Genomic DNA, 12,521 nt, shown 5'->3' with positions numbered 1-12,521 from the left:
GCCCCGCTTCGAACGCCGGGAAGCGCTCAGTTCTCGCGCTTCTCCTTGATCTTCGCCGCCTTGCCGCGCAGGTCACGCAGGTAGTACAGCTTGGCGCGGCGGACGTCACCCTTGGTGACGAGCTCGATCTTCTCCACGATCGGGGTGTGCACCGGGAAGGTGCGCTCGACGCCGACGGAGAAGGAGACCTTGCGGACCGTGAAGGTCTCGCGCACGCCGGAACCCTGGCGACGGATCACCACGCCCTTGAACTGCTGCACACGGGAGCGGTTGCCCTCGATGACGCGGACGTGGACGTTGACCGTGTCGCCCGGGCGGAAGGCCGGGACGTCGCTGCGCAGCGACGCGGCGTCGACGGAGTCGAGCAGGTGAGACATTTCGTCTGCTTTCTTCGCTGATGCCACAGGTCATCAACGGAAACTAGGTTTTCCGGGTGAGCGTCATGCTGGTCGGAGCGCGCGTCGTGTCCCCCTGTGGCAGGGGCGCACGCCGGACGGCGCACAACAGCGGTCTATTCTTCCACGCCGTCTGCCCGGCGCCAAAATCGGCCGTACGGCTCACCCTCGGGGTCCGGTTCCCAGCCCAGGATGGAGAGCATCTCGCGGTCCTTCTTGTCGAAGGCCTTGGGGTCGCAGCGCTCGATCAGGTCGGGCCGGTTGACCGTCGTCCGCTTCAGCGCCTCGTCACGACGCCAGCGGGCGATCCTGCCGTGATGGCCGCTGAGCAGCACATCCGGGATCTCCCGGCCGCGCCACTGGGGCGGCTTGGTGTAGACGGGGCCTTCCAGGAGGTTGGCCATGGCGCCGGGCGCGAAGGAGTCGTCGCGATGGGACTCGGCGTTCCCGAGGACGCCGGGCAGCAGCCTCGCCACGGCTTCCGTGATGACCAGTACGGCCGCCTCGCCGCCGGCGAGGACGTAGTCGCCGATGGACACCTCGTGGACGGGCATCCGGGTCGCGTACTCGTCGATGACGCGCCGGTCGATGCCCTCGTAGCGCGCGGGCGTGAAGATCAGCCAGGGGCGCTCGGAGAGCGCGACGGCGAGCTCCTGGGTGAAGGGGCGGCCGCTGGGCGTGGGGACGACGAGGGTGGGCGCGTGGGAGCCCGTTTCGTAGCCGTCGGCGAGAACGGAGTCCAGGGCGTCGCCCCAGGGTTCGGTCTTCATGACCATGCCGGGACCGCCGCCGTAGGGCGTGTCGTCGACCGTGTGGTGCCGGTCGTGGGTCCAGGTCCGCAGATCATGCACGTGCACGTTCAGCTGTCCACGCGCGCGTGCCTTGCCGACCAGGGAGACGTTCAGCGGATCGAGGTACTCGGGGAAGATCGTGACGACGTCGAGCCGCATCAGGACTCATCCCCGGAGGAGTCGATCACGGCCCGGTCGTCGATCAGGCCGGGCGGCGGGTCGATGACGGCCCGCTGCTCCTCGAGGTCGATCTCGGTGACGATCTCCTCGACGAACGGGATCATGACCTCGGTCCCGTCAGGACGCTCCACGATGAACAGGTCCTGCGAGGGCAGATGCGAGATCTCGGTGATCCGGCCGACCTCCACACCGTCCGCGGTGACGACGTCGAGGTCGATCAGCTGGTGGTCGTAGTACTCGTCCTCACCCTCGGGCAGTTCGTCCGGGTCGATCTCGGCGATCAGGAGGGTGTTGCGCAGTGCCTCGGCGCCGGTGCGGTCGCTCACGCCCGCGAAGCGCAGCAGCAGGCGTCCGCTGTGCACACGGCCCGTCTCGATGGTCAGCGGTCCGGCGGAGGCCGGGTCGGTGGCCAGGACGGCACCGGGGGCGAGCCGGAGTTCCGGCTCGTCGGTACGTACCTCGACGGTGACTTCGCCCTTGATGCCGTGGGCGCGGCCGATGCGGGCGACTACGAGCTGCACTTTTCGAAGATCTCCTGTCGTACGTACGACCACGGGCCGGGGACGGCCGAGTGGCCCTCCCCGGCCCGAGCCGGTGCTGCGTTGCGTCAGCGGACGTGGTCCACGTCGACGAGGTCGACACGGACTCCACGGCCACCGATGGCGCCCACGACGGTGCGCAGGGCGCGTGCGGTGCGGCCGTTGCGGCCGATCACCTTGCCGAGGTCGTCGGGGTGGACCCGGACCTCCAGCACACGCCCGCGACGCAGGTTGCGCGAGGCGACCTGCACATCGTCAGGGTTGTCGACGATGCCCTTCACGAGGTGCTCGAGAGCCTCCTCGAGCATGCTCAGGCCTCGGCCGACTCGGACTCGGCGGCAGCCTCGTCCTTCTTCTCCGACTTCTTCTTCTGGGTGATCGCCTCACCCTTGCCCTCGTCGTCGCCGCCAAGGGCCTCGAACGACGGGCGCGCCTTCTTCGGCTCGGCCACGAGCAGCGGCGCCGGGGCGGGCTCGCCCTTGAACTTCTGCCAGTCGCCGGTCTTCTTCAGGATGGCGAGCACGGGCTCGGTCGGCTGGGCGCCGACACCGAGCCAGTACGCCACGCGCTCGGCGTCGACCTCGATCACCGACGGGTTGTACGTCGGGTGGTACTTGCCGATCTCCTCGATGGCCCGGCCGTCACGGCGGGTACGGGAGTCGGCGACGACGATGCGGTAGTGAGGCGAACGGATCTTGCCCAGACGCTTCAGCTTGATCTTGACTGCCACGGGAGTGGGTTCTCCTGGATTTGACGTGGTTGGGCACGGCGAGATGGCCGCGTGGGGTTGCGGTACCCGAGTGCCCGATGGACGCGTCAGCCGGAGGAGAGAGGGGTCCTGTGCGGCTGTCGAGTACAGCCAGCCATTCTGCCACACCCTGCGGGCGCTTCCGACCGGGGGACAGCTGGGCATGACTCAGGAGCACCCGGCGTCCATGTGACCGTACGTCGGGTGCGCAACCCGGCACCGGCGGCACGCATGCCCGCGGATGGACGGGTCCGGCTGCCACGAGCAGCCGGACCGTCAGCTTGCCGCGCCCGCGCCCACGACCTCCGGGATGCGGAACGGTTTTCCGCAGCCGCCGCACACGATCGGGGCCTGGGCCAGGACCGAGGGAACGACCCGTACGTTGCGGCCGCAGTCGCACACCGCCTTGACCCGGACCCCGCCGCCGGAGGAGCCGTGGCGGGCCGCCGGGCCGCGGAAGGTGCGGGAGGTGTCGGCGGAGGTGGCGGCGGTGTGGGCGGTCAGGGCGCGCTGCAGGCGCTCGATCGTGGTGCGGTAGCGCCGCTTCGCCTCAGGGTTGAGCGTGACCAGCGAGAAACCGCTGCTGGGGTGCGGTTCCTCGGGGTGGTCCAGGCCCAGCTCCTCGGCGATCGCGAGGAATCTGCGGTTGTGGTATCGGCCGGCGCGGGAGGTGTCGCGGATTCCGCGGGCGGCAGCGATGCCGTGGACTGCCTCATGGAGCAGCCGCTCGAAGGAGAGCTCGTGTCCGCAGGCGGACGACGACTCCCCGATCAGGGATTCGGGCGCGGCAAGGTCTGGCAGCTCGGGGTGGTACCGCTGAATGTCGGCCCACGCCTGCGCCAGCTCTGCGGCGAGAACAGGTGGTGTCGTGCTCACGTAATGACAACGAGCCTGGGTCCCGCTGTGTTCCGATTCCGGGGCATCCCAAATATTTTGCACGTACCCGTCAGTTGCCACTGATGCGTCCTGACGAGGGCGGGTGCGCTGATCTGCGGAGAAGCCGCACAGCTCGTACCAAGCCGGTACGTACGCTGACGTACGCCCACCCGTCTCCCACCACCACTCTCAACGGAGGCCCTCCGGGCCACCCCTTTGGTCCGGCGCGTAGCCATGTCCGCGCGCCGGGGATATGTGTGGTCCGCGGATACGCAAGTGGCGTTTCGGTCGCCTCTCGCCGCTTCAGTATGCGCGCGCGACGATCGCGACGTTACCGGGTGCGTCGTCGGCGTCCGGCACCGACCCGTCCTCGGCGACCAGACACCGTACGGTCACCGCGTGCTCGGCCAGCTTGGCCTCGCCTTCTTCGCCGAGGGTCGCCCAGGGGATGCGCGCCCAGCCGCCGGCGCCGGCGGCCTCGACGGCGGCCTCGACCGTGGAGACCTCGGACGTGCGGGACTCACGGCGCTCGCGGGACTGCTTCAGCAGCAGCGCCTGGTCCTCTTCGAGGATCGACGGCAGCAGCTCCGCCAGCCCGTCCAGGGACACCGGCTCCTTGCCGCCCGCGATGCGGCGCGCCAGCATCGCGGTGCCGTTCGCCAGGTCACGTGGGCCCACCTCGACGCGGACGGGCACGCCCTTCAGCTCCCAGTCGACGGCGCGGCGACCGAAGGGCGTGTCGGTGCGGTCGTCGACCTGGACGCGGATCCCGGCCGCCGTCAGCCGGTCGCCGATCTCGCGGACCTTGGCCAGAACCGCATCGTCACCCTTGATCGCAAGGACGACGACCTGGACGGGCGCAAGGCGCGGCGGGACACGGAGTCCGTTGTCGTCGCCGTGCATCATCACCAGGGCGCCGATCATGCGGGTCGTCGAGCCCCAGGAGGTCTGCCAGACCAGCTCCTGCTTGCCTTCCTTCGACAGATACTGGGTGTTGAACGCCTTGGCGAAGTTCTGCCCCAGCTCGTGGCTGGTGCCCATCTGCAACGCCTTGCCGTCGCCCATCATCGCCTCGAGGGTGAGGGTGTTGATGGCGCCCGCGAACCGCTCCTTGCCGGTCTTGCGGCCGGGGACGACGTCCATCGCGAGGACGTTCACCATGAAGTCCTCGTAGACCTTGCGGTGGATGTGCGAAGCGAAGTCCCGCGCCTCCTCGTACGTGGCGTGCGCGGTGTGGCCCTCCTGCCACAGGAACTCGGTCGTGCGCAGAAAGAGCCGGGGCCTGAGTTCCCAACGGACCACGTTGGCCCACTGGTTGATCAGCAGGGGCAGATCGCGGTAACTCTGCACCCACTTCGCGAAGTACTCGTTGATGATCATCTCGGAGGTCGGCCGGACGACCGCGGGCTCCTCCAGCTCCTTGCCGCCGCCGTGCGTGACCACCGCCAGCTCGGGGGCGAAACCCTCGACGTGGTCGGCCTCCCTGGCCAGATAGGACTGGGGGATCAGCAGCGGGAAGTAGGCGTTCTGGGTGCCGGTCTCCTTGATGCGGGCGTCCATCTCCGCCTGCATCCGCTCCCACAGCCCGTACCCGTACGGTCGGATCACCATGGTGCCGCGCACCGGACCGTTGTCGGCCAGCTCGGCCTTGTTGATCAGATCCTGGTACCAGCGGGGGAAGTCGTCCGCCCGCGAGGTGAGAACGGGTGCCTTTGCCATGGCGAGATGGTACGGGCCCACGTTGCCGGAATGTGAATTCTCGCCACTTGCGCGGACACCCCACAAGCCGGGCTCCGCAACCCCTGGACGCGGTCGCGCGCCCGGAGTTTCCTGGCATACGGGGGAGGGCGGGCGTACGTCACGGGGGCTACGGAAACGGGTACAGCAGCAACTCTCGGCGGATTGGGGCGCTTTCGATGACACCTACGCTCGTGCGGCAGCGACTACCTCATGCGGGACCTGCGCCCCGCGTGGACCTGGCTGCACGCGCGCGTGACTGGTCGGAAATCCAGGAGCGGATGCTCGTACCGCTCTACGAGGCGGTCTACGAGCGACTGGACGTGGGCCCCGGCACCCGGCTGCTGGGGCTCGGCTGCGGTTCCGGGCTGGCGCTGCTGATGGCGGCCTCCCGGGGCGCCGCGATCTCCGGTGTCGAGTCCTCCTCCCCCGAGAGAAGGGCCCTCGCGCGCGAGCGCCTGCTGCCGGAAGGACCCGGCACACGCGCGCGTGCGGACGTCCGGCTCCTCGACGATGCTCCCGGGGCGCCCGAGGACGGGGCACGCGCGTACACCCTGGTGACCGCCTTCGAGCCCATCGGATGTCTGGCAGGCGACTCGGAGGGGCTCGGCGAGTTGCTCGCCGCGGCGGTGCCGCTTGCGGAGCGGGGGGCGCCCGTGGTGCTGGCCGGCTGGGGGCCGCCGGAGCGTTGCGCCACGTCGTCCGTGCTGCGGGTGGCGGGCAAGCTGGCGGATCCGCTGCGCAGCGCGGGCAGTTGGCGTCCGGCCCTGCGCGACGACCTGGAGGAGGTCGCCCAGCGGGCGGGGCTCCGGCCGGACGGTTCGGGGCGGGTGGCGTGCCCCTTCGGATATGCCGACCTGGACTGCGCGGTGCGCGGGCTGCTGTCGACGGGGCTGTTCGACGCGGCGATCGCGGCGACGGATCAGGAGCAGGTCGACAAGGAGCTGACCGAGGCCCTGCACCCGTACCGGCGGCCGGACGGCACGGTGTGGATGCCGAACGTGTTCCGCTACCTGATCGCCCGAACCCCCTGACAGGGCTCGGGAGATGCCGGCATGCGGAAGGGCGGGGCCCCTACCCCTCCTGGTCACCCTTCGTCAGCCGCGAGATCCCGGCGATCCGGTACGCGTCCGCCTCCTCCAGCGTCTCGCGTTCCAGCAATGCCCCCGCCAGGGCGTCGAGTTGCTGCCGGTGGTCGCGTAGTTTGCGGCACGCCTCCTCGTAGCACTCGTCGACGATCCGCCGCATCTCGCCGTCGATCACGTCCAGTGTCTGCGGTGCCGCGGCCAGGCCGTACGTCTGCTGGGCGTCGTTGGGGAGGGCGGACAGCCGGCCGACCTGTCTGCTCATGCCCCAGCGGGCGACCATTCCGCGGGCGATGTTGGTGACCTGTTCGAGGTCGCTCTCCGAGCCGGTGGTGATGACCCCGTAGACGACATGTTCCGCGGCCATGCCGCCGAGTGCGCCGATGATGCGGCCGCGCAGGTAGTCCTCGGTGTACGCGTACTTGTCCGACTCGGGCGTCGACAGCGTCACGCCGAGTGCCCTTCCGCGCGGCACGATGGTGATCTTGCGGACCGGGTCGGCGCCGGGCTGCAGCATGCCCAGCAGGGCGTGACCGCTCTCGTGGTAGGCGGTGCGTTGGCGCTCTTCCTGGGGCATCACCAGCGCGCGTTCGGCGCCGAGCTGGACCTTCTCCAGCGCTTCCGAGAGGTCGGTCTGCGTCACCTGCTCCTGCCCTCGTTTGACCGCGAGCAGAGCGGCCTCGTTGGCGAGGTTGGCCAGTTCGGCTCCGGTCATTCCCGGGGTCGTACGGGCGACCCGGGTGAGGTCGACGTCCGGGGCGAGCGGAATCTCCCGGGTGTGGATCTTGAGGATGGCCTCGCGGCCGCCCCGGTCCGGGGGCGCGACCTGGACCACCCGGTCGAAGCGGCCGGGGCGGGTCAGGGCCGGGTCCAGGACGTCCGCGCGGTTGGTCGCGGCGATCACGATCACGCCCTCGGAGCCGGAGAAGCCGTCCATCTCGGTCAGGATCTGGTTCAGGGTCTGCTCGCGCTCGTCATGGCCGCCCATGGCGGCACCGCCGCCGCGGGCCCGGCCGATGGTGTCGATCTCGTCGATGAAGATGATCGACGGAGCGACCTTGCGGGACTCCGCGAACAGTTCCCGTACGCGGGAGGCGCCCACGCCCACGATCATCTCGATGAACTCGGAGGCCGACGCGGAGAAGAACGGCACGCCCGCCTCCCCGGCCACCGCCCGCGCGAGCAGCGTCTTCCCGGTGCCGGGCGGCCCCGCCAGCAGCACGCCGCGCGGCATCTTGGCGCCCATTCTGCGGTAGGCGTCGGGGTTCTTCAGGAAGTCGACGACGTCGTTGAGCTCGCCCGCGACCTCGTCGATGCCCGCCACGTCCGCGAACGTCGTGCGCTTCTCCCCCGACTCCAGCGCGACGGGCTTGGGCGGCTCTCTGCGCCCGAACATGCCGCCCGCCCCGCCCATACCCGTCCGCATCCGCCGTGCGATGAAGATCCACAGCACGACGAGCAGGAGGATCGGCGCCAGCGAGATCAGCAGGTTGGCCACAAGACTGCGCTGCTGGACGACCGGCTCCGCCGTGACGGTGACGTTGTTCCTGGTCAGATCCGTCCAGAGCCGGTCGTCCGCGAACTCGGGCCGCTGGGTCCGGAACTTCGTGTACGTCCCGTCGCCCTCGGGATTGTCCTGGGCCCTCTTCAGCTGGCCCTGGATCGCGTCGCCCTTGGAGTAGATCTTGCTGACGTTGCCGTCGTCGACCTGCCTGCTGAACTCCGTGTACGAGATCGTCGGCTCGTCCCCGTCGCCGAAGAACGACAGCGCGAGGTTGACGAGCACGAACAGGACTAGCGCCGTGAGGGCGAGGCTCCACCAGCCGCCGGGTATCCGCCGCCCACCGGGCGGCGGCTTCGGCGGCTCCTCGGGCGTGCCCTCGGTACGCCAGGGCTGCTCGGGCGACTTGCGCGGTGGCGCAGGGTTGGTCATATCGGGACGTTACGACATACAGGCCTCGCAAGCATGTGCGCATACGACGCCGGGGGCGCCCCCACCATCAGGGGCGCCCCCGGCGTCGTATGCCAGGAACGACTAGCCCATGAACTTCTTGAACTCGTCCGGCAGCTCGAAGTCCTGTCCGCCCTGCTGCGGCACTCCGAAGGCGTTGCCGCTCTGAGCGGCGGCCGCGCGGCGGGCGGCGGCCTCCTGCTCCTGCTGCTTGCGCTTCATCGGGTTGCCGGAGCGCTGCTTGCCCTTGGCCTTCTTCGGCTGCTTCTTCGACCGGCCGGGCCCGCCGCCCATGCCCGGCATCCCCGGCATGCCGGGCATACCGCCGCCCTGGGCCATGCGGGACATCATCTTGCGGGCCTCGAAGAACCGCTCGACGAGGTTCTTCACCGCGCTGACGTCGACACCGGAACCCTTGGCGATACGGGCGCGGCGCGAGCCGTTGATGATCGTCGGCTCTTGGCGCTCGGCGGGGGTCATCGACTTGATGATGGCGGCCGTGCGGTCGACGTCACGCTCGTCGAGGTTGTTGATCTGGTCCTTGATCTGGCCCATGCCGGGCAGCATGCCGAGCAGCTTGGAGATGCTGCCCATCTTCCTGACCTGCTCCATCTGGGCCAGGAAGTCGTCCAGGGTGAAGTCCTGGCCCTTCTTGGACGCCAGCTTGGAGGCCATCTTCTCGGCCTCTTCCTGGCTGAACGTCTTCTCCGCCTGCTCGATCAGGGTGAGCAGGTCACCCATGTCGAGGATGCGGGAGGCCATCCGGTCCGGGTGGAAGGCGTCGAAGTCGTCGAGCTTCTCGCCGTTCGACGCGAACATGATCGGCTTGCCGGTGATCTGGCGGATCGACAGGGCCGCACCACCGCGGGCGTCACCGTCGAGCTTGGAGAGCACCACGCCGTCGAAGCCGACGCCGTCGCGGAAGGCCTCGGCGGTGTTGACCGCGTCCTGACCGATCATCGCGTCGACGACGAAGAGGATCTCGTCCGGCGAGACCGCGTCCCGGATGTCCGCGGCCTGCTGCATCATGTCGGCGTCGATGCCGAGGCGGCCGGCGGTGTCCACGATCACGATGTCGTGGACCCTGGACTTCGCGAAGTCGATGGAGTCCTTGGCGACCTTGATCGGATCGCCGACGCCGTTGCCCGGCTCGGGCGCGAAGACCGCGACCCCGGCCCGCTCGGCGACGACACTCAGCTGGTTGACGGCGTTCGGACGCTGGAGGTCGGCGGCGACCAGCAGCGGCGAGTGGCCCTGCTCCTTCAGCCAGCGGCCGAGCTTGCCCGCGAGGGTGGTCTTACCGGCACCCTGCAGACCCGCCAGCATGATCACGGTCGGCGGCTGCTTGGCGAACCGCAGCCGCCGGGTCTCGCCGCCGAGGATCGTGACGAGCTCGTCGTTCACGATCTTCAGGACCTGCTGGGCCGGATTCAGCGCCCTGGAGACCTCGGCGCCGAGGGCACGCTCCTTGACGTTCTTGATGAAGCTCCGGACCACCGGCAGCGCCACGTCCGCCTCGAGGAGCGCGATGCGGATCTCGCGCGCGGTGGCGTCGATGTCCGCCTCGCTCAAACGCCCCTTGCCGCGCAGATTCTTGAAGGTCGCTGAGAGGCGATCGGAAAGAGTATCGAACACGGCGGCGTCGGTCCTCGGAGTCGGGGGCAGTGCGAGCGTCTTCCAGGGTATCCGGCCGCGCAGGAAAGTCGTCCCCACCCGCTACGCCCTGCTGAACGCCCGGACGCTGCGGGGTCACCCCCGCAGAGCCTCCTCCAGCTTCTGCGCCACCCCCGTCGCCTCCGTGCCCGGCAGGGGCGCGCCCTCCGGGTCTGTGACATAGAACGCGTCCACCGCGTTGGCGCCCAGCGTGCTCACATGCGCGCTGCGCACCCGTACGCCGGCGTCCTCCAGCGCCCGCCCGATCCGGAACAGCAGTCCCGGCGCGTCCTGGGCGCGCACCTCGATCACCGTGGCGAGGCGGGAGGCGGCCGAGGCGACCGTCACCCGCGGCGGCGGCGCGACCACGCCCCGGCGGCGCGGATAGGCGGCGTCGCGCTCGGTAAGGCGGGCGGCGATGTCCAGGGAGCCGTCGAGGGCGCGCACCAGGTCGGCGCGCAGCCGGGCGGCCTGGGGCAGGGAGCCGTACTCGGCGGCGACCCGCCAGTCCAGCAGCAGCACCGAGCCCTCGACGCCCTCCGGCAGCTCCAGCGCCCGCAGCTCCGCCGTGCGGACGGTCAGGCGGTGCATGGCGAGGACGCCGGCCACCGCGGGCAGCACGCCCGGCTGGTCCGGTACGGCGATGAGCAGCTCCACGCCGAGCGGCTCCGGATCGCCGGACGGCTGCTCCTGCGCCGGCGGCTCGGTCTGCGCGCGCAGCGCCAGCACGGGGCTGCCCGTCGCGATCGCCTCGAGGGCGAGCCGCTCCTGCTCGGCGGTGGGCGCGGCGGCCTCGGGCTCGTCGAGGGGGTCCCCGGCGAGAACGCCCGCGACCCGCTTGACCAGGTCGGCGACGAGCGAGCCGCGCCAGGACGACCAGGCGGCCGGTCCGGTGGCCAGCGCGTCGGCCTCGGTCAGTGCGTGCAGCAGTTCCAGCGTGCTCTGCGTGCCGACCGCCTCGGCGACCGAGCGGACAGTGGCCGGATCCTCCAGGTCGCGCCGGGTCGCGGTCTCGATGAGCAGCAGGTGATGGCGTACGAGGGTGGCGAGGACGGCCACGTCCGCGCGGTCGAAGCCGATACGGGCGGCCACATCGCGCGCGATGATCTCGCCGGCCACCGAGTGGTCCCCGGGCCAGCCCTTGCCGATGTCGTGCAGCAGCGCGGCGACCAGGAGCAGGTCGGGGCGGCTGACCCGGCGAGTGAACTCGGAGGCGCGGACGGCGGTCTCGATGAGATGCCGGTCGACGGTCCAGATGTGCACGGCGTTGCGCTGCGGCCGGCAGCGCACCCGCTCCCAGTCCGGCAGCAGCCGGGTGATCAGGCCCTCGGCCTCCAGGGCCTCCCAGACCTCGATCGTGGGGCGGCCGGAGCCGAGCAGGGTCACGAGCTGTTCGCGCGCCTCGGCGGGCCAGGGCGTGGGCAGCGGGCGCACTCCGGCCGCCATGCGCCGTACGGCGTGCAGGGAGAGCGGCAGACCGGCCTGAGCGGCGGCGGCCGCGGCGCGCAACGGCAGCACGGGGTCGCGGTCGGGGCGCGCGGCCCGGGCGAGCACCACCTCGCCGTCCTGCTCCACCACCCCTTCGGCCAGCGGAGAGCGCTCGGCGACCTGCTTTCCACCGCCCAGCATGGAGCGCAGGCGTGGCCGCACGGCGCGCGACCGCAGCACGCGCCCCACTTCACGCCAGGTGACATCACTGGCGTACGAGATGACCCGCGCCGCCTCGTACACCTGCCGCAGCAGCGTGTCGGCGTCGAGGAGGCCGAGCTCGGCGGCGACCTGGTCCTGCTCCTGGAGCGCGAGCCGGTCGGTCGCGCGCCCGGTGGCCAGGTGCAGGGCGTCGCGGACGTCGAGCAGTCGGCGCCGGGCGTCGTCGAGGCCCTCGCGCGGGGCGTCGGCCAGCCAGGAGGCGGCGACGGCACGCAGGGCGGTGGCGTCGCGCAGCCCACCGCGAGCCTCTTTCAGATCCGGCTCCAGGAGGTACTGCAGCTCGCCCTGGCGCTCGGCGCGTTCGGCGCACAGTTCCTGCAGTTCGGGCAGGCGTTTGGGGGCCTGATTGCGCCAGTCGGCGAGGACGGCGGTCCTGAGTCCGGCCGTGACGCCGAGGTCGCCGGCGATGTGCCGGGCGTCCAGCAGGCCGAGCTGGACCTTGAGGTCCTCGCCGGCCGTCTTGCGGGCCTCGGCCGGCGTACGGACGGAGTGGTCGAGGGCCAGGCCGAGATCCCAGACCGGGTACCAGATGCGGTCGGCGAGGGCGGCGATCGCGGCGGGGTCGCCGCCGTCGTGCAGCAGGAGCAGGTCGAGGTCGCTGCGCGGGGACAGCTCACCACGGCCGTAGCCGCCGACCGCGACGAGGGACACCCCGCGCAGTTCTTCGGCTCCGGCGTCGAAGAGCCCGGCCAGCCAGTCGTCCGTCAGCTCGGCCAGGGCGGCACGGCGCGGCGGCCCGGACTGCGCCCCCTTTGTGAGGAGGCGCAGCCGGGCCGCCGCGTAGCCGCTGGGTCCCGAGTCCTCTGCTTCCGTCCGTACGCCCGTGCTCGTCACCCAGCGACTCCTGTTCCTCTGT

11 protein-coding genes are annotated in these 12,521 nt (G+C 70.7%); 1 reads left to right on the top strand and 10 read right to left on the bottom strand.

The window, feature by feature from the left end; all coding sequences use genetic code 11:
- Positions 1-26: 26 nt before the first annotated feature.
- The 7 genes from rplS to proS form a co-directional block, all read right to left on the bottom strand.
- Positions 27-377 carry a 50S ribosomal protein L19 gene (gene rplS, locus StrepF001_RS31640; protein ID WP_129801596.1) on the bottom strand — a complete coding sequence of 117 codons (351 nt, stop codon included), beginning with the start codon at positions 375-377 and terminating at the stop codon, positions 27-29.
- A 134-nt stretch (positions 378-511) separates the two neighbouring features.
- A complete protein-coding gene (gene trmD, locus StrepF001_RS31635) occupies positions 512-1,345 on the bottom strand; it encodes a tRNA (guanosine(37)-N1)-methyltransferase TrmD (RefSeq protein ID WP_129801595.1) in 834 nt (277 codons plus the stop codon).
- On the bottom strand, positions 1,345-1,887 hold the full coding sequence (rimM, locus tag StrepF001_RS31630) for a ribosome maturation factor RimM (protein WP_129801594.1): 543 nt from the start codon (positions 1,885-1,887) through the stop codon (positions 1,345-1,347). The genes trmD and rimM overlap by 1 nt, the downstream gene beginning before the upstream one ends.
- Before the next feature lie 86 nt (positions 1,888-1,973).
- A complete protein-coding gene (locus tag StrepF001_RS31625) occupies positions 1,974-2,213 on the bottom strand; it encodes an RNA-binding protein (RefSeq protein ID WP_003973401.1) in 240 nt (79 codons plus the stop codon).
- A gap of 2 nt (positions 2,214-2,215) precedes the next feature.
- Positions 2,216-2,635 (bottom strand): 30S ribosomal protein S16, encoded by a 420-nt coding sequence (rpsP, locus tag StrepF001_RS31620; protein WP_129801593.1) that lies wholly within the window; start codon positions 2,633-2,635, stop codon positions 2,216-2,218.
- Between the two features lie 294 nt (positions 2,636-2,929).
- The gene (locus StrepF001_RS31615) at positions 2,930-3,529 is read right to left on the bottom strand and encodes a hypothetical protein (protein ID WP_129801592.1); all 600 of its coding nucleotides are present in this window, start codon (positions 3,527-3,529) and stop codon (positions 2,930-2,932) included.
- A gap of 303 nt (positions 3,530-3,832) precedes the next feature.
- Positions 3,833-5,248, bottom strand: a complete 1,416-nt coding sequence (gene proS / locus StrepF001_RS31610) for a proline--tRNA ligase (protein ID WP_129801591.1) — start codon at positions 5,246-5,248, stop codon at positions 3,833-3,835.
- A 197-nt stretch (positions 5,249-5,445) separates the two neighbouring features.
- Between proS and StrepF001_RS31605 the strand changes: the two genes are divergently transcribed.
- Positions 5,446-6,300, top strand: a complete 855-nt coding sequence (locus StrepF001_RS31605) for a class I SAM-dependent methyltransferase (RefSeq protein ID WP_129801590.1) — start codon at positions 5,446-5,448, stop codon at positions 6,298-6,300.
- Positions 6,301-6,340: 40 nt separating this feature from the next.
- Here the strand turns inward: StrepF001_RS31605 and ftsH are convergent, their stop codons facing one another.
- The 3 genes from ftsH to StrepF001_RS31590 all read right to left on the bottom strand — a co-directional run bounded on the left by ftsH (position 6,341) and on the right by StrepF001_RS31590 (position 12,499).
- Positions 6,341-8,284, bottom strand: coding sequence for an ATP-dependent zinc metalloprotease FtsH (gene ftsH / locus StrepF001_RS31600; RefSeq protein ID WP_129801589.1), 1,944 nt, complete (start codon positions 8,282-8,284; stop codon positions 6,341-6,343).
- A gap of 102 nt (positions 8,285-8,386) precedes the next feature.
- On the bottom strand, positions 8,387-9,937 hold the full coding sequence (gene ffh / locus StrepF001_RS31595; RefSeq protein WP_129801588.1) for a signal recognition particle protein: 1,551 nt from the start codon (positions 9,935-9,937) through the stop codon (positions 8,387-8,389).
- Between the two features lie 114 nt (positions 9,938-10,051).
- A complete protein-coding gene (locus StrepF001_RS31590) occupies positions 10,052-12,499 on the bottom strand; it encodes a [protein-PII] uridylyltransferase (RefSeq protein ID WP_129801587.1) in 2,448 nt (815 codons plus the stop codon).
- Positions 12,500-12,521: the final 22 nt, after the last annotated feature.

Source organism: Streptomyces sp. F001, from assembly GCF_004187715.1.
Lineage (GTDB): Bacteria > Actinomycetota > Actinomycetes > Streptomycetales > Streptomycetaceae > Streptomyces > Streptomyces flavusporus.
This window is presented reverse-complemented; position numbering and strand designations above follow the sequence as displayed.

Excerpts from the sequence above, each read along its gene's own strand:
- rplS (WP_129801596.1), bottom strand. The coding sequence starts at position 377 with ATGTCTCACCTGCTCGACTCCGTCGACGCCGCGTCGCTGCGCAGCGAC.
- proS (WP_129801591.1), bottom strand. The coding sequence starts at position 5,248 with ATGGCAAAGGCACCCGTTCTCACCTCGCGGGCGGACGACTTCCCCCGC.
- StrepF001_RS31625 (WP_003973401.1), bottom strand. The coding sequence starts at position 2,213 with ATGCTCGAGGAGGCTCTCGAGCACCTCGTGAAGGGCATCGTCGACAAC.
- StrepF001_RS31605 (WP_129801590.1), top strand. The coding sequence starts at position 5,446 with ATGACACCTACGCTCGTGCGGCAGCGACTACCTCATGCGGGACCTGCG.
- trmD (WP_129801595.1), bottom strand. The coding sequence starts at position 1,345 with ATGCGGCTCGACGTCGTCACGATCTTCCCCGAGTACCTCGATCCGCTG.
- ftsH (WP_129801589.1), bottom strand. The coding sequence starts at position 8,284 with ATGACCAACCCTGCGCCACCGCGCAAGTCGCCCGAGCAGCCCTGGCGT.